At 48.4% G+C, this 17,840-nt stretch carries 11 protein-coding genes; 2 read left to right on the top strand and 9 right to left on the bottom strand.

What is annotated here, in order from left to right; genetic code table 11:
* Positions 1 to 24: 24 nt before the first annotated feature.
* Complete coding sequence (locus H6629_20590; GenBank protein ID MCB9070181.1) at positions 25 to 822, bottom strand: SDR family oxidoreductase; 798 nt, start codon at positions 820 to 822, stop codon at positions 25 to 27.
* A 325-nt stretch (positions 823 to 1,147) separates the two neighbouring features.
* On the opposite strand from H6629_20590, the gene H6629_20585 reads away from it, so the two are divergent.
* The gene (locus H6629_20585; GenBank protein ID MCB9070180.1) at positions 1,148 to 2,605 is read left to right on the top strand and encodes an aldehyde dehydrogenase family protein; all 1,458 of its coding nucleotides are present in this window, start codon (positions 1,148 to 1,150) and stop codon (positions 2,603 to 2,605) included.
* Between the two features lie 44 nt (positions 2,606 to 2,649).
* Positions 2,650 to 3,465 carry an SDR family oxidoreductase gene (locus tag H6629_20580; protein ID MCB9070179.1) on the top strand — a complete coding sequence of 272 codons (816 nt, stop codon included), beginning with the start codon at positions 2,650 to 2,652 and terminating at the stop codon, positions 3,463 to 3,465.
* Positions 3,466 to 3,567: 102 nt separating this feature from the next.
* Here the strand turns inward: H6629_20580 and H6629_20575 are convergent, their stop codons facing one another.
* The 8 genes from H6629_20575 to H6629_20540 all read right to left on the bottom strand — a co-directional run bounded on the left by H6629_20575 (position 3,568) and on the right by H6629_20540 (position 17,597).
* The gene (locus tag H6629_20575) at positions 3,568 to 5,766 is read right to left on the bottom strand and encodes a serine carboxypeptidase (protein MCB9070178.1); all 2,199 of its coding nucleotides are present in this window, start codon (positions 5,764 to 5,766) and stop codon (positions 3,568 to 3,570) included.
* 185 nt (positions 5,767 to 5,951) lie between these two features.
* Positions 5,952 to 8,777 carry a TonB-dependent receptor gene (locus H6629_20570; GenBank protein MCB9070177.1) on the bottom strand — a complete coding sequence of 942 codons (2,826 nt, stop codon included), beginning with the start codon at positions 8,775 to 8,777 and terminating at the stop codon, positions 5,952 to 5,954.
* A gap of 285 nt (positions 8,778 to 9,062) precedes the next feature.
* Positions 9,063 to 11,528 carry an acyl-CoA dehydrogenase gene (locus H6629_20565; protein MCB9070176.1) on the bottom strand — a complete coding sequence of 822 codons (2,466 nt, stop codon included), beginning with the start codon at positions 11,526 to 11,528 and terminating at the stop codon, positions 9,063 to 9,065.
* Positions 11,529 to 11,590: 62 nt separating this feature from the next.
* Entirely contained in the window at positions 11,591 to 12,775 is a 1,185-nt protein-coding gene (locus H6629_20560) for an acetyl-CoA C-acyltransferase (GenBank protein MCB9070175.1), read from the bottom strand.
* Between the two features lie 79 nt (positions 12,776 to 12,854).
* Positions 12,855 to 15,221, bottom strand: coding sequence for a 3-hydroxyacyl-CoA dehydrogenase/enoyl-CoA hydratase family protein (locus H6629_20555; GenBank protein MCB9070174.1), 2,367 nt, complete (start codon positions 15,219 to 15,221; stop codon positions 12,855 to 12,857).
* A 101-nt stretch (positions 15,222 to 15,322) separates the two neighbouring features.
* Positions 15,323 to 15,913, bottom strand: coding sequence for a TetR/AcrR family transcriptional regulator (locus H6629_20550; protein MCB9070173.1), 591 nt, complete (start codon positions 15,911 to 15,913; stop codon positions 15,323 to 15,325).
* Between the two features lie 234 nt (positions 15,914 to 16,147).
* Positions 16,148 to 16,780: a T9SS type A sorting domain-containing protein gene (locus tag H6629_20545; GenBank protein ID MCB9070172.1), complete on the bottom strand. Its 633-nt coding sequence runs from the start codon at positions 16,778 to 16,780 to the stop codon at positions 16,148 to 16,150.
* A 73-nt stretch (positions 16,781 to 16,853) separates the two neighbouring features.
* Entirely contained in the window at positions 16,854 to 17,597 is a 744-nt protein-coding gene (locus H6629_20540; protein ID MCB9070171.1) for a sigma-70 family RNA polymerase sigma factor, read from the bottom strand.
* Positions 17,598 to 17,840 lie beyond the last annotated feature (243 nt).

Below are 17,840 nucleotides of genomic sequence, written 5' to 3'. Positions count from 1 at the left end.
TTTACCCTTTATCCTTTATCCCTTTTATTCCCGATTTTTCTGCAACATCCGAATAACCGATTGAATCATTTTTCGCGGGAAAAAGCGATAGGATTGCGCAAACAACCGGTTCATCAAACCGGTGATGATCACTGTTTTGCCGCGCTGCATTTTGGTGAATCCGGTTTTCGCAACCGACGCCGAAGACATCATGCCCATCTGCGTCAGCAACGGTTTTTTGAATCCCGCGCGTTCCTGAAATTTCGATGCCGTTGGTCCCGGGCAAAGGGCGCAAACCGTCACGCCGGTACCTTTTGTTTCCACAGCAATTGCTTCCGTTAAATGGAGCACAAAGGCTTTTGTGGCGTAATAAGCTGCCATCATCGGTCCCGGTTGGAAGGATGCGGTTGATGCGACATTCATAATTTTACCGCTGCCCCGCGCCACCATTTGCTCAAGGTACAACCGGCACAGCGCCGTCATTTCGGCGACATTTAGTTGAATCATGTTGAGTTGGTCGTCCAGCGAAATTTTATCGAATCTGCCAATCAATCCATATCCGGCGTTGTTGATTAATTCATCCACCACAATTTCATGCTTTTCGGTCAGCTCGAACAGTTTTTTTGCAGCACCCGGCTCCGACAAATCCATCCGGATGATGGCTACCGGCACGCCAAATTCATCCTCCAGCTCACGTTTGCGGGATTTCAGCCGTTCCTCGTTGCGGGCAACCAGCACCAATTCGTAGGCTTCTTTTGCATAAATTTTGCTCAATTCGTAACCGATACCCTCTGTCGCGCCGGTGATCAGCACTGTCGGCGCTGCGGATGATTTGTCTGCCATTGTCACTTTTTCCGGTGTTTTTCTGATTTGTAATTAGGTTAATTAGTTGTATTCACTGAACTTGAACAGCGTTCAACATAATGTGAAAATTCACCACTTTAATTGCATATTACTTTTGCATAAATTTCTGATAATGCGTAAATTACATCGCAGAAAATAAGTAGCGAAACGCTACTGAACACTGCAATTTTTTAGCAAAAAACTTTGACGCTGAGCCTGCCAGAATCCGAGACAGTTTTCGCAAACATACCATTGGCATTTTCCTGATACAGCGTTTAAGTAACACATTTTTTACCAGATATTCAACGATTTAGGAGAATTAACCATGAATTCCCCAACCCTGCAATCGCACCACACCGGAACAAACGGTGCGGAAACCTCGGTGCAAATCCCCAAAATTTTTGAACAGCAGAAAGCGTTTCATCCACAGATTGCCAATACCACCGCAAAAGAACGCATTCAAAAATTAAAGCAGTTGCACAAAGCCATCGAAGCCAATCGCGATGCCATTTACCGCGCGCTGAACGCGGATTTTCGCAAATCCGAAGCGGAAACCGATCTCACGGAAATCATGCAGGTTGTCGGGGAAATTCGCTATGCCATCCGGCATCTCAAAAAATGGCTGAAACCGCATCGGGTTGCGCCAACGCTGGTCGCGCTCACCACCCGAAGCTGGATCCGCTACGAACCGCGCGGCGTTGTGCTGGTTATTTCACCGTGGAATTATCCGTTCAATTTGACACTCGGACCGGTCGTTTCCGCGATTGCAGCGGGTAATTGCATCATGGTAAAACCCTCCGAATTCACGCCGCAAACCAATGCGGTTGTCCGCAAAATTTTGGGGGAAGTGTTCCCGGAAAACGAAATCGCGGTGATCGAAGGCGATGCAACAGTTGCCACAGAATTGCTCAAATTGCCGTTTGACCACATTTTTTTCACCGGAAACCCGAATGTCGGGAAAATTGTGATGAAAGCGGCATCGGAAAACCTCGCCAGTGTGACGCTGGAATTGGGCGGAAAATCGCCGGTGATCATTGACGAAAGCGCCAATATCAACGACGCCGCCAAAAAAGTGGTTTGGGGCAAATATCTCAACATGGGGCAAACCTGCGTTGCACCGGATTATGTGTTGGTAAACAGCAAAGTATTTCCGGAATTTTTGGAAAAAGTGCAGCATTACATCGCCAAACTTTACGGCGAAACCGAAGCGGAGCGCAAAGCGAACAACAGCTATCCCCGGGTGATCAGCCAACGGCATCACGAGCGATTGGTTGAGTTGATCCGCGACGCCGTTGAAAACGGTGCGACGCTGGCAGCCGGCGGACAGTCCGACGCTGCGGAAAAATACATCTCCCCCACTGTTCTCACGGATGTTTCGCCGGATTCGCGGGTGATGCAGGAGGAAATCTTCGGTCCTGTTTTGCCGATTTTGCGTTTCGATCATCTCGAAGCAGCGACCGCCACAATTGCCAAACTGGAGAAACCGCTGGCGCTGTATATTTTCAGCCGCAATCGCAAAAACACGGACTATTTTTTGAATCAAACCACCAGCGGCGGCACCTGCATTAACGATGTCGCGCTGCAGTTTTCTCACCTCAATTTGCCGTTTGGTGGTGTGAATCACAGCGGTATCGGCAGCTCTCACGGATTTTTCGGATTTAAAGCGTTTTCACACGGTCGTGCAGTGCTCAAACATTTTTCAAATACGCCGATCACGCTGCTGTTCCCGCCCTACACGGGCACTGTGAAAAAATTGATCCGGTTGGTTGAAAAAGTGCTATAACCTTATTATATACAATTATTTAAAAATGAAACGGAGCGGGTGAAATGTCTGATTTTAACCAACGGAACGTGCTGATCACCGGCGCAGCCAGCGGCATCGGAAAACTGATGGCCCAAAAATCGGCGGCGTTAGGTGCGAACCTTATTTTGTGGGATGTGAACGCCAAAGGGTTGGATCAAACTGCCGCAGAATTGCGCAACACCGGCGCGAAAGTAACCACGTATGTCTGCAATTTGACGGATCGCGCAGCCATTGCCGAAACCGGAAAACGGGTGCTCAGCGAATGCGGCCCGGTGGATATTTTGATCAACAACGCCGGTATTGTGTCCGGAAAAGTACTCACCGAAATTTCCGATGAAGAAATTGAGCGCACCTTTCAGGTGAACACTTTGGCGCTTTTTTGGACGAGCCGGGCATTTTTGCCGGAAATGATGCGCCGGAAAAGCGGGCATATCGTGACCATTGCATCCGCCGGCGGGATTGTCGGCACATCCAAAATGGTGGACTATTGCAGCAGCAAATTTGCCGCGATCGGATTTGACGAATCGTTGCGGCTGGAATTGAAACGGCTGAAATCGCCGGTACGGACGACCGTTATTTGCCCGTTTTACATCGACACGGGCATGTTCGCGGGCGTAAAAACGCGCTTTCCGTGGATTCTGCCGATCCTCAAACCGGAATATGCTGCCAAACGGATTATCGGTGCCATTCGCGGCAACCGGCGGCGATTGGTGATGCCGCGATTTGTCATGTCTGCATACATGGTTCGGGTGTTGCCGCTGAGCGTTTTTGATGCGGTGATCAGCTTTTTCGGCATCAACAAAACGATGGACGAATTTACCGGACGAACCGGACATTAATTACAAAAGGCACCTTTTTGAAAAACGGTGCCTTTTTTTTGAGCAGAACTAATTTTCTATTTCGGAACGGTCGCGACCGTGTCCTGACATATAAATGCGGCTTTATTTTGCGCCTTTTTTGCCTTTCCGCTTGCCCAACAAATACGCTGCCGTTCCGATTGCCAGCGCAGCGCCGACGGTTTTGGCGATGCCGTTTCCTTTGGACGATTGCACGCCTTTAGCCATCACCGGAATTCGCGCCAGTTTTTCACCCGCTTCCCGTTGAAATTTACGGAATTTTTCCTGATTTTCGTGAAATTTGGCAGCCAGCGCCCGTTTTGCGGCAAAATCCGCTGGTGTTATTACTTTTCCGAATGAGCGCAAATCCGCCAGTTGAAACTGGTGTTTTTTGAACAGGTGATAAATTTCTTTCACCCGTTCCGTGGTGATATTTCTGCCCAGCGTGTAATCTTCAAAACGCCCTTCCATCGCCAGCAACGCGGTTTCTGCGAGGCATGCGTACGCGGTTCCCGGCGGCAACCCGATGTCGTAACCAAAATCGATATCGCCGGGAATGAGCACTTCCCCACTTTCGATAACCAGCACATCCGGACGCAGCGCCGCTTCGCGCTCGTTGATATCGGGCGGACGCGCCACGTCGCAAATTACCGCGCCGGGTTTGCATTTGCTGATGTCGATCACCCGTTGCCCGAATGCGGAGGTGGTTGTGACCACCAAATCGCAATCGCCGAGCAATTCATCCGCCCGGGTTGCGATGGTTACTTTGGCTTTTGGCGTTTCTTTGAGGATGGTTTGTTTGAGATCGATCAACCGTTCCGGCTCGATGGAAACCAGCACGACATCCAAAATCGCCTGCGCCAACAGCCGCGAACAAACCGATCCGATGGAACCGGTTGCGCCGATAATCATCACTTTTCCGCGTGTTAAATCGGAGGTGCCCATTTGCACAACGGCCTGTTTGGCAGCTTCCAGCGTTGCCGCAACCGTCAGGCTGTTACCGCTGGTGATGGCGATATCCGCTTCGTGCGCAACGGTGATGCCCGCATCGCCAACCACGCTGGTAAATGCGCCCAAACCCATAATCCGGGCACCGAGCCGCTCGGCAATTTTGGCAGCCTGGTTTAACCGGTCATAGGTAAACCGTTCGCCGCGTTTCATCATTTGGCGGGGCGTTGCGCCCAACGAAATGAGATGTCCCTCAATTTGCTGCCCGGTTGTCGGCGATTTTCCACCGGTGATCCGGGAAAGATAGCGGGGCGGCATGTATGCAGAAATGGTTTCGACCAAACCGTCCGGCAAGTTGCTCGTCCAGCGATAACTCGGGTGTTTGTGGATAAACGAAATATTCAACGGGTGAATCACAAACGCAAACCGGTTGACATTTGCTTCGCCCGGCTGCAAATAACGAATGTGCGGCACCCAGCGTAAATTTGAGAGTAAATCCAGATAAACATCTTCGCTAAACTGTTGTTTTCCATCAGCTTGGACAGCCATTAACGATGCCTCGATAACGGCAGCCGGCCAACGTCCCAGCGCACCGGGACCGTCCGGAGATGGCATCAGCGTAACCACAATCGCTACATCGCGGCGGCGCAGATCTTCGATATCCGCCTCTGTCGCATAATTGACCAGAATGATTTTTCGCTTCAATAATTTGGGAGCGCATTTCCGGATGATCGACACATCGCCGGCGATGATATCATATTTGGCAAACAGGTCATCGTGATCGAGCCGTTTTTGCCCGATGCTCTCGAAATTCAGCCGTTGATAGGGCATATTTTTGAGCCGCTCCAACGTTGGCGCAGCTGCCGTTTCCAGCGAAAGCCGGCTGCCGACGCCGGGAAAATCCGGCAATCCGAAATACACCAGCGGATCGGCGTAACGCAATTTGCATCCGCGCCGCTCCAAACCAATCGCCATTCCGCTGTGGTTCAGCCCGGGCGTGAGCAACACCCGTTTCCTGCTGAAAATGCCCGGTTGCGCCCGATCAGCTAAAATGATGCCCCATTTTTCCAATCCGCCACGAATGGTTGCGCCGTCGGTTACCGGTGTTTTTTTGGCAATGCCTGCCAGCGCCTCACCAACATCGTGTGCTTCGCGATTTTTGCCAAGCTCCAGCCAGATGGGAATATTCTCCAACGCGATGGCATCCACCTGCCCGTCATATTCCGCGATTATTTCCCGGGCGCGGTGAACCGCTTGCCGGCAACCTTTGCGAATAAATTGAATATTTTTGTTCAGGAATGTTACTGTTTCTGTGGATTCGGTGCTCTCCCAATGCAGGCACAACACTTTTTTCATCATTTTCCCCTCGCGAAAATTAATTTTCGCCCCATAAATGTGTGTTAAATACTATCTGAAATTAACATTTGTGGAACATCATTACAGCAAAAAAAGAAGATTTTCGGGAGGCTAATTTGGATTGGATAAAAAAAAATCCCGGCAGAAATACCGGGATTTTTCGCAATAAAATGGATTGCTAATTTTTAGAAAGTATAGCCCAAACGAACCATTGCCATGCGACCAATTTCCGGTGCACCGACAAACTCGCGATGGAGGTTATCCAATGCGTTGTAAATGTTCAGGTCTGCGCGCAAACCATGCATCACATTGTGAAGATCGTAACCCACATTTACATCCAGCAGGAAGTAATCTTCCACGCCGGGAGCGGTTGTCGGGTCGTCCGTAAACGGTGCCGGGCGTCCGCCAACATATGGGCCGGAGGCAACCGGGAAGCCTTCAACATATCTGCCGGATGCGCCAAAGCTGATGCTTTTGGGAACCTGATAGCTGAAACCGCCTTTTCCCTTCAGTTTCGGTGCGTTTAAAGCCAGCGCCAAATCTGCATTGGCTTCATCCAAATCTTCATTATTAAAGAAGTTGTCGCTAACTACTGAAACGTTTCCGAAAAAGCTCAGTTTTTCGTTGAAAAGATACTGCATCGTAACGTCCACGCCCCAATATTCAACCTGACCAAAGTTGCGGTAGGTGAGCATCAATTCGGGCACTTGACCAACACCCAGATCATTTTCAGCCGGGACGACAATCGCTACCGGTGTTTCTGCTGATGGCAAGCTGCCGGCGGCAAGTCCGCCCAGCAACCCGGCAACTTGGGCTGGTGTGAGGCCTAATTGTGCCAATGTTCCAGCTAACACAGCATTGTTGGAGATTCCTGTTGCCATTGCCGCAACCAAATCAGCAGACAATGTTGGTACCAAAACCATCGGTGTTTCAACCAGCAACGGGCCGATGAAGTTTTTCTTTTTGGTATAATATGCATCTGCGGCAAACAACAGCTTGTTGCCAAAAATGCCTTTGTAACCGAATTCGAAGGATTGGGTTTCGGTGTTATCCAACGGTTTTACGTCATCTACATCTTGAACAATCGAAAATTCACCGGTTGTCGGATTTACAATTCCTAACACGCCATTCGAGAAACCGTTAACCGGCGTAGCCTGCGGGCTGAGCAAGGCAACCAACGCGCCAAGGCTTTGCAACGGTAATGAGGGGAATCCGTTTGCAACAAGCAATTGCTGGAGTGTTTGTAACGGAATGGCAGCCAAACCGTTATAGACAGTGCTGTAAACAGCGTCTAACGGTAACCCAACCGGCTGTGCAGCACCCAAAGTTGCCGGGTTCAGGCTGCGGGCAACCAGATCGGAATTGGCGAATGTGCCGTATGCGGAATTGCGCTGCCAGGTGTAGCCATCGCGGGCACCGCGACCACGAACGGTGATTAAACCGCCACCTGCGGTTCCGGCAACAATATCAAGATTCAGTGAGTTGTTACCCGGCAAGGTAACCGCACGGTTGTAAGTTGCACGTAACGAATTGGTATTGTTTAATTTGAAAACCAGCGCAGCACGCGGGGAGAATTCCCACTTTTCGAAAATGTTGTTATAATCGCCGCGAGCAGCAAGGGTTAAGTCCAGTTTGGAGCCCAACTTAAACAGCGATTGCGCATATGCGCCAAGTTCTGTCACTTCATCGCTGCCTTCGTTGCGGCCGTTAATAGTGCCTTCGGTTTCCGGTGTCGTTTGGTCCATATCCACACCGACGATGACGTTCATATTATCATTCAACATGTCAAAATCATATTGTGCCTGTACGTTCAACTGGGTGCTGTTATCAACCACAGCCAAACCGTTGTCATACACAAATGATTTTCCGGCGTTGTTGAAATTTTTGTAAACCTGGGCAAACAATCTGCCGGCCTGCAGGCGACCTTGCAGATAGGAATAACCGAAATCTTCAGCACGAACGGTGCCGATACCGGTTTGCACGGTTCCATCCAAAGCGGCATAACCGCCGTTCAATGTGAAGGAAACTTCGTTGTTAAAGCGATATTTCAACAATGCGTTCAGGTTAATTTTTTGATAATCATAATCCCGCGGACGAGCATTGCCATCCAATTGGATTGCATCGACAGGATTGTTGGGATCAAGTTCCCAGTCATCCGCGCGGGAATATTGACCGGAAAATTTGTATGCCAGCTTGCCGTTCGCCTGGCTGACACCGGCGGTACGGAATTGGGTAAACGCCAAATTGCGCTCGCCGCCACCGACGGAAATGGATGTTCCGGGATACTGGAACGGATCTTTGGTGATATAATGGATAACGCCGGCATCCACACCCGGGCCATACAGCGCCGAACCGGGACCGCGCACGATTTCCACTTTATCGATATCGACCGTCATATTTGGCATAATGGAGTGAATATTGACGCCCAACGACGGGACAGCTGCCTGACGGAAATCGGTAAGAATGAAAGCCGCACCGGAAAATGCGTTGTTGAATCCGCGGAGAACAACTTCCTGACGGTCAACGCCGGTTTGAGCCATATCAACGCCTGTTGTATTTCGCAAAATCGCAACGGATGTGGGTGCAATTTCGCCGCGAATTTCTGCTTCATTAATCACAGAAATGGAAGCCGGTGCTTCCAGCGATTTTTCCGCACGGCGGGATGCACTAACCACAACAACATTGCCAAGTTCTACAGCGGCGGTTGCCAGAGAAAAATTCAAACGGGCGGTTTGCCCAGCAACAACAGTAACACTCAGCGTATCGGATTGATATCCGATAAAATCGGCAGAAACCCGGTAATTACCTGCCGGAACGTTGCGTACTTCATAATTGCCATCAATGTTACTGGCAGCGCCCATCGTGCTGCCGACCACAATGATATTTACACCCGGCAACGTTTCCCCGGATTCCGCATCCATGACAGTTCCGGCAATCGACCCGTTTTGTGCCGATGCCGAAAGTCCGAAGACAAGCAGCCAACAGAAAAGCACTATTAACCCTTTTTTCATGTAATCCTCCACGTTAAGTAGTATAGTTAAGCACAACCAATAAAATGAATTCAAAATTCAACAGGCTTGTCTAACTTTGCAAATTTGGACCAAAATCTGTATCAAACTCGATATTTTACCATCATTTAGCGAATTTGTCAAATAAAATCGTTCCTGCGCAGCTATTTTCATGATACATATCATTTTAATAGATGATATCAAACAAACTAAATCGGCATCACAACAAAAAAGCCGCAGGTTCCAAAACCCCTGCGGCTTTTTGTTGAGTTGCTGTAATGACTCAGGTTAATTCAAAATAACTTCACGGCTGACCGTTTTTTGAACAGGATTCGATTTAGCTGTTTCCAGATATTCTTCCTGCGTAAACGAATCGACCTGAATGGCATCTTCGCGGGCAGCGTGAGCTTTTGCCAGAATATCGGCTTCGGCTGAAGTGATGATACCGGCTTCCACCGCTTTCATCACCAGTTTATCCGGGCGGTCTTTCTGCAATTTTTTAGATTTGATTGCAGCATAGATTTTTTTGAGAATCGGTTCGCTGTCAACCGCTAAACGGAAAGCGTTTTCCAAACGACCGAGCGCTTGTTGAACATCATCCGGCACAAAAACGCCATTCGTCAATCGATCCCGTTGTTCGCCGGGAGATTGCAGAATTTGCGCAACTTTGTGACCGGTGTAATCGCTGGGTGCTTTGCTGAGCACGTTCATTCGCGACCACAGCGCAACCGGACCGGCAAACGGGAATCCCATATTTTGATAAACTTCTGCAAATGCATTTTGCATGAGCGATAAACCGTAAGCCATGCTCCAATCCAGCAGCGGAATATCCTCTTTGCGGCGGCCTTCGGCTTCAAAACGGCGCAGTGTTGCGGTCAACAAATACAACCACGAAAAAATATCCGCCAGACGACCGGTGATTTTTTCTTTCCGTTTCAGATCGCCGCCATACATACCCATTGCCGTATCTGCCAAAAATGCGAAAGATGCGGAAGCCCAGGCTAATTTTTTGGCATATTTTTTACCGGGACCGCTCACCGGAACACTGGCAAATGCGCCACGGGAAAGGCTGAGCACCATCGCGCGGAACATGTTGCGCACCACGTGACCGATGTGTTTCCAGAATGCGTTGTCGAATGCTTTTACGTCGCCTTCCATCAATGCAGAAATTTCTTTGTATGCGTACGGATGGCAGCGAATGGCGCCCTGACCGAAGATCATCAGCGTCCGGGTCAGAATATTTGCGCCCTCCACAGTAATGTTGATCGGGATTGAAAAATAACCGTGTGCCAGCAAATTACGCGGTCCGCGTGAAATAGCTGCACCGCCGAGGATATCCATGCCATCGTTGATGGCTTTGCGGAGCAATTCTGTCGTGTTGTATTTTGCTATCGCCGTAATGACTGCCGGTTTTGCGCCGCTGTCCAAACCGCCGCAAGTGTAACGGCGCGATGCTTCCAGCAGATACGCCCAACCGCCGATTCTCGCCAACGGTTCTTCGATGCCCTCAAATTTACCGATGTTCAAACCAAATTGCTGGCGAACCCGCGAATATGCGCCCGCAACGCGAGCGGCGTATTTGGTGCCGCCAACCGCCGATGCCGGTAGCGAAATTCCGCGACCGACCGCCAGCGATTCCATCAGCATCCGCCAACCGTTTCCGGCTTGTTCCGGCCCGCCGATAATCGAATCGATCGGCACCACCACATCGTGACCTTCTGTCGGGCAATTCCAGAACGGGTTGTATAACGGATCGTGTCGACGACCGAGCACAACACCTTCGGTTTTTGTGGGAATGAGTGCGCAGGTGATGCCTAAATCTTCCCCTTTGCCGAGCAGATTTTCCGGATCGCGCAGTTTAAACGCCAAACCCAAAACCGTGGAAATCGCCGCCAGTGTGATGTATCGTTTTTTCCAGTTCAGGCGCAGATACAACTCACCGTCGGAACCGCGAAAAACCACGCCATTCGATGAGATAGCGCCGGCATCCGATCCCGCGTTCGGTTCGGTCAGCGCGAAACAGGGCATTTCTTCCCCGCGCGCCAATCGCGGCAAATAATATTCTTTCTGCTCTTTTGTGCCATAATGCTGCAATAATTCCGCAGGCCCCAAAGAATTCGGCACCATGATGGTTGTGCCCAACGGGCCGCTGCGCGTGCAAACCTTGCTGACAATCGCGCTGTTTGCGGATGCGGAAAACCCATGCCCGCCATATTTTTTGCGAATAATCAGTCCGAAAAAACGTTTTTCTTTGAGATAATCCCAAACTTCTTTCGACAAATCGCGGGTTTGGTAAACGTCCCAATCGTTGGTCATTTTGCAAACTTCTTCTACAGGTCCGTCGAGAAATGCTTTTTCTTCATCCGTTAAATCGGGATATGCCTCGTTCATCAGCCGTTTGAAATCCGGTTTGCCGGAAAACAACTCGCCATCCACCCAAACCGTTCCGGCTTCGATGGCGGTGCGTTCGGTTTGCGAAATGACCGGTAAAAAATTATTGGCGCGCAAAAAACTCACCAACGGACTGGTGACAATGGCGCGGCGAATCGGCGGAACGCCAAACAACAGCGCCACAACGCCCAGAATTGCCCACAGCCAAACGGGTGCGGCAAATCCGGCCAGCAGCACGGCGCCCAGCGCAATCCATCCCCACAGCGACACGCCAAAAAATCCGAGCAAGGTAACCAGCACCACCGCACCGACCACACTCGCCCAAACCGGGAATTGCGTTAAAAAACCTAAAAATGCTTCCATAATTTGACCCCTTTAAAAAATGAAACTGATTCGAAATTCTATTTCAGATTTAAAAATTATGATTAATGCATCAGATTTTCGAAAATGCCGGTTGCGCCCATGCCGCCGCCGATGCACATCGTAACGATACCGTAGCGAACACCGCGACGCTGCATTTCGTGCAGCAGCGATGCCGTTAATTTTGCACCGGTGCAGCCAAGCGGATGCCCGAGTGCAATCGCGCCGCCGTTCACATTTACGATGGATTCATCGATGCCAAGTTCGCGAATAATCGCCAGCGATTGCGATGCAAAAGCTTCGTTAAGTTCAATTAAACCAATATCTTTCAGCGACAAACCGGATTGCTTCAGCGCCTTCGGAATCGATTTGATCGGACCGATGCCCATCACTTCCGGCGCAACACCGGCGACCGCGTAACCGACCAGTTTCGCCATCGGCTGCAAACCCAATTCCTCAACCATTTGACCGCTCATCACCACCGATGCTGCAGCGCCATCGGACATTTGCGATGCGTTTCCGGCGGTCACCGTTCCGTTCATTTTGAATGCGGGACGCAATCGCGCCAGCGCTTCGTATGTCGAATCCATCCGCGGACCTTCGTCAACGTTGAACTCGGTTTCCATTTTGACAACTTTGCCATTTTGATACATCGCAGCTTTCACATGCATCGGCACAATTTCATCCCGGAAACGCCCGGACGAAATCGCATCCGCCGCTTTTTGGTGCGATTTCAGCGCGAAATGATCCTGATCTTCTCGGGAAATATTGAATCGCTGTGCCACGTTTTCCGCGGTTATTCCCATTGAAATGTAGACATCCGGGTCTTTCGCCAGCAATTCGGGATCGGGGGAAAAATGATATCCGGTCATCGGCACCATGCTCATTGATTCTGCACCGCCGGCCACAACAACATTCGAGTGTCCGGCCATAATTGCCTGCGCACCCATCACAATCGTTTGCAACCCGGAGCTGCAAAACCGGTTGATGGTTGCGGCGGGCACTTCGTCCGGCAGCCCGGCTTTTTGGGCGATCAGTCGCCCCATATTCAGCCCTTGCGAACCTTCCGGCATGGCGCAACCGATCAGCACATCGTCGATCATTTCCGGCTGCAACCCCTTAACTTTTTCGATGGCGCCGTTAACCGCAACTGCGCCCATTTCTTCCGGTCGGGTGGCAGCCAGCGTTCCGCGTTTGGCTTTGCCGACTGCAGTTCGCACGCTGCTCACAATGTATGCGTTGTTTGTCATTTGATTATCTCCGTCGTTTTTTAATACCGTTTTTTCTCGATTTTCACAATTGCATTTTTAATAATTTCAACCGTTTACATCAGTTTCGTAACGGCTTGTTTGTGGTTAGAATGCTGTGAATTCGCTCATGCGTTTTTTTCTGTTGTAGCAGCTCCAAAAACACTTCGCGTTCGAGATCGTAGAGATATTGTTCGTCCACTGTGGCAGGCATGGTGATGTCGCCGCCGGTCATAATCCACGCCAATCGATTGGCGAGATAGCGATCGTATTCCGTTGCGAAATGCGCCTGCTGCATCAGATATGCAGCGGTTTCCAGCGCAGCGCGTCCATCTGCACCTAGCACATAAATCTGGCGAACCGGTGGCGGTGCGTATCCCTGATTGGCGAGCCGCAGCACTTCCTCTTTTGCCACAAACAACCGGCGATCCGCATGCATAACAACTCGCGTTTGCGCACCGAGATAACCCATTTCGATCGCTTCGAACGCACTGGTTGCCACTTTTGCCGTGGCGATATTTTCAAATGCTTTCGCCACAAATTCCTGCACCTGGCTCGGGAATTCGTTTGCGGCGCGATTGGCGGCCCATGCTGCCATGTGGGTTGTGCCGCAACCGGCCGGAATCAATCCGGCGCCGAGTTCCACCAACCCGATATATGTTTCCAGCGCGGCTACCACGTTGGTGCTGGCCATCGCGATTTCGCAGGCACCGCCGAGCGCCATGCCGTGCAACGCGGTCACCACCGGTTTACGGGCGTATCTGATCGCTTTAATCATCTCCTGAAATCCGACAACTGCACCTTCCACCAGATCAAATTTACCGGCTTGTAACGCAAATGCAGCTTCGCCGAGATTGGCGCCAACCGAGAAATTTTTGCCTTCGTTGCCGATTACCAATCCGCGGAAATTGCCTTTTTCCACTGTCCCGATGGCTTGCAAAATGCCCTGCACAACGTCCGTGCCCAGAGAGTTTGCTTTGGAGCGAAATTCATACAATGCAACACCATCGCCCATGTCCAGCAGCGCGGCTTCCTTGCGTTCGAACACAATATTATTTTTACCGGAAAGGATTTGGGGAATATGAATTTCATCGGAAAATACCGGTTCCGCAATGTATCCGCTGCCCGGAACATATGCTGCCAAACCACCGTTTTCCGAACGATAGAAAGATTTCGCACCATTTTTTTGCATATCTTTCACCCAATCGGGAATATCGATGCCGTGCTCTTGCATATCTGCAAGCACTCTGTCAAATCCGAGAGCGTCCCATGTTTCGAACGGACCCATATCCCAGACAAAACCCCAGCGAATCGCTTTGTCGATATCAGCGGGATTGTCCGCGATTTCCGGCACGCAATTGGCGCAATAACCCATCAAATCCAGCAGTGTTTCGCGGGTGAATGTTCCGGCGCGACCCGAATCATTGTACAGCGCCCGAATGCGATCCGGCAATTTTCCGGCATTGCGAAAGGCTTCCAAATCGCCTAAATCCATCGCTTGGGCCGGCTCATATTGATAAGTATTTTTATTGATCGAAAGAATGTTTTTGCCGGCTTTTTTGTAAAATCCGGCACCGGATTTTTGTCCCAGAATTTTGTTTTCAACCATTTTGCCGAGCAATTCCGGCGATTTCAATTTTTCCCGATTTTTCTCATTGGGCAGTGCTTCGTAAAGGTTATCGGCAACATATTTCAGCGTGTCCAAACCGACGACATCCGCCGTACGGAACGTTGCAGATTTCGGGTGTCCAATGAGCGGCCCGGTCAGCGCATCGATTTCTTCGATCGAATAATCGCCATCAGTAAAATACCGCATCGCTTGCATGGTTGCGTAAACACCAACCCGGTTTGCGATAAAATTTGGCGTATCTTTCGCAATGACAATACTTTTTCCCAAATGCACCCGACCAAACCACTCGATTTTAGCGAGAATCTCCGGATTCGTATCCGGTGTGGGAATCAATTCGAGTAATTTCATATAGCGGGGCGGGTTAAAAAAGTGGGTACCCAAAAATCTTTTGCGGAAATCTTCGGATCTGCCTTCTGCAATTTGGGCGATCGGCAGACCGCTGGTATTGGTGGCAATAATTGCATTTTTGCCGACGGCGGCTTCCACTTTTGCCATCAACTGTTGTTTGATTGGCAAATATTCAATAACCGCTTCGATCACCCATTCAACATCTTTTAACAAATGTAAATGTTCATCAAAATTTCCCAGTTGAATCCGGTCGATTGCACTTTTATTTGCAAACGGCGCCGGTTTCAGTTTTTTGATTTTTGCAAAAGCGCTTTCAACAACGCTGTTTTTGTTGCCCTCTTTGGCGGGAATATCCAGTAAAACAACTTGCAAACCGGCATTTGCCAGATGTGCGGCAATCTGCGCACCCATCACACCTGCGCCTAAAACCGCCGCTTTGCGAAAGGGTAAAAATCCACCCGTTGCTGGCATAATGAAGACCTCCTGATTTTTTTACATAAAAGACAATTTTATTTTAAACATGCTCTCTTTTTAAAACAATGAACAGCGTTCAATTTGTAAGTAAATTTTTTTTACACCGTTTTAATTAAAACGGATTGCTGGATCGCCTGCTCAATCAACTCATCCTGATCTATTTTTACATCAACCCGCTGAAACTGGATCAGCGTTACCAAACCGTGCAACATCGACCAAATAATATGAGCCCCAAGATATGGCTCGTGAACCTGCATATTTCCGGTATTGCTGCCGTCTTCCAATGCACGTGCCAACACTTCCAGACTTCGCCGCGCTTTACGATATTTTTCAGCCGGGTATCGCGCCATCCGTTCCGGGTTCAAATGATACATAATTTCGTAATATTCGGGATTATTTAACCCAAAACGGACATAATTCCGGCATAATGCCTTCAACCGCTCCATCGGGTCTGTTACTGCCTCAGCGATAGACGTCTGTGATTCTACCAGCCTGTCGAACCCTTCTTCGATCAGTGAATGGATCAAAATATCCTTATTTTCGAAATAAGTATAAATCGTTCCGACACTGCAACCAACCGCACTGGCGATCATTCTGACAGAAAGTTGTGTTAAGCCGCGTTCTACCAACAACTCCCGGGTCGCATCCAGAATTTGTCGACGCAAATTATTTTTGACAGCAATAGCCATGTCAATCCCTATGGTTTGAATTACCCGTTCGACGCTTGAACAGTGTTCAATTTCAACTTACAACAATTTTGAACAATGTTCAAGTTTTTTTCTTGTGATATTAATTTTTTTTGTAAATAATGGTTTGCGGTAAGTGAATTATTGGAGAAAAAAAGCTCTCATCCCTCCCGCTTTGGATTGCTTTGCATCGGAGGTAAGCAACGGGAGGGAGTGAGAGTGATGCGGAGAGACTTTCTATTTGACGTAAAACCTGTTCATCAAAATATTTGAGCCGGCTTCAACTTTCCAATAATATAATCCGGCTGTGAGGGTATTTGCGTATTGAAATTCGGTTCCCGGTGTCTGAAATTTTACGATTTGTTTGCCATCGTTATTCAGAATTTTTAATGAAAAACCGGAATTTGATTGCCCATTCCATGAGAAAACAATTTCTTCTCCGGATTCGAAAACCTGATCTTTTTTGGGCGCTCTAAGATTAAAAACCTCAATCGATCGATACGCACCAGTTTCCAGACTAACCAGCTCTTCCAAATAAGGATTTGGCTCGAATGCCTCGCCAGCCAATTTCTGATCGGGAAACGCAAAAAAGAAAACTGATATTGTTACCAATAACAATACTACAGCGGCTGCCAACGAAAACCAGATTCGGGAATTGCCGGCATCTTTCTCAATCGATATATGTTTATCAAACTCCTTTTCGTCAAGAAACTCCCTGAATATTTCGCTGCCACGTTCGTCCACAACCCTGCAAAAGTTCGATGCATTTCGGAATTTTTCGAAACATTCCGGGCATTCTATTAAATGTAGTTCGAATTCAGCTAAATCGGATTGGGACAACTCACCGGAAAAATACTTTTCCAAATGCATGTCAATGTCCCCAATTTTATTTTGAAAGAAACACATACTTGATCATCCTTTTCCAAATATTATCTAATTCCTTTTAAATGTTTGGAAATCTGTTTAATAAATTTGAAATAAGCGATTCTAAACGCTTCCGTGCTTCAAAAAGCCGGCTCTTAACTTTTTTAATCTCAATGTTCTCTGAAACCCCGATTTCTTCATAGGACATTTTTTTAAAATATTTCAAATATACCAATTTTCGATGCTTTTCATCCAATTGCCGGAGTGCGTGCTCGATGATATTTGCAATTTCTCTATCGCGCTCGCTCAGTTGGGCATCTTTAAAATGAAGCATACTCAAAATGTTGTCGAGATTTTGATTGGGGTCCTGATCTTCCATCGTAATGTGATCACTGAACCGTTTCACTTGCAGCCGCTTTTGCTGTTTGAAATAATTTTTGCAAGTGTTGTTGATAATGCCATAAATGTATTGGGAAAGCGTGCCCTTTTCGTGATCAAAATTACCGGATTGAATTTTTACAATAACTTCCCATACGATTTCCATTGACATGTCTTTTATATCTTCAATTTTTTCATTGGAACGTCCCAGCTTGTGAAAAACAATCTGGCGAATTCGTTCCAAATAAACATCGATAATGATCTCAATCGCTTTGGGATCATTATCTAAAATTTTTTGAACGACTTCTTTCTCGTTGTAATGGTTCATTTGGCTTAAAAAAGTATCTATGGGTAGTTTATTTAAAGCTCCGGAACAAAACGAGCGAGCGTAAATAATGAGAAAGCTTGAGTTGGAGCAGGCATTTTTATCTAAAAGTCCGTTCAACTTAAACCATGAAATTATATCTCACAAGCTAATTTGATTTTTTTTGTAAAAAAATTTAGCCGTTAGAGAAAAGGCTCCACAGTTTGATTAATTAAACGAATCGATGATAAAGTTGGTTTTTTTGTGAGAAATTTTCTAAACATTGTTGCAGGGAAAATCCTCCAAAAAAAAGAGCCGTCAATCCTGGAGAAATTGACGGCTTAGGAGGAGGTATTGATTTAGAGACACGCAACAGACTACGGC

The sequence above is a fragment of the Calditrichia bacterium genome (genome assembly GCA_020634975.1).
GTDB lineage: Bacteria > Calditrichota > Calditrichia > RBG-13-44-9 > J075 > JACKAQ01.
Note: the sequence above shows the minus strand (reverse complement) of the source record. Positions and strands in the feature narration are given on the sequence as shown.

Coding starts and splice junctions, on each gene's coding strand:
- H6629_20590 (MCB9070181.1), bottom strand. CDS start 822: ATGGCAGACAAATCATCCGCAGCGCCGACAGTGCTGATCACCGGCGCG.
- H6629_20585 (MCB9070180.1), top strand. CDS start 1,148: ATGAATTCCCCAACCCTGCAATCGCACCACACCGGAACAAACGGTGCG.
- H6629_20580 (MCB9070179.1), top strand. CDS start 2,650: ATGTCTGATTTTAACCAACGGAACGTGCTGATCACCGGCGCAGCCAGC.
- H6629_20575 (MCB9070178.1), bottom strand. CDS start 5,766: ATGAAAAAAGTGTTGTGCCTGCATTGGGAGAGCACCGAATCCACAGAA.
- H6629_20570 (MCB9070177.1), bottom strand. CDS start 8,777: ATGAAAAAAGGGTTAATAGTGCTTTTCTGTTGGCTGCTTGTCTTCGGA.
- H6629_20565 (MCB9070176.1), bottom strand. CDS start 11,528: ATGGAAGCATTTTTAGGTTTTTTAACGCAATTCCCGGTTTGGGCGAGT.
- H6629_20560 (MCB9070175.1), bottom strand. CDS start 12,775: ATGACAAACAACGCATACATTGTGAGCAGCGTGCGAACTGCAGTCGGC.
- H6629_20555 (MCB9070174.1), bottom strand. CDS start 15,221: ATGCCAGCAACGGGTGGATTTTTACCCTTTCGCAAAGCGGCGGTTTTA.
- H6629_20550 (MCB9070173.1), bottom strand. CDS start 15,913: ATGGCTATTGCTGTCAAAAATAATTTGCGTCGACAAATTCTGGATGCG.
- H6629_20545 (MCB9070172.1), bottom strand. CDS start 16,780: ATGCATTTGGAAAAGTATTTTTCCGGTGAGTTGTCCCAATCCGATTTA.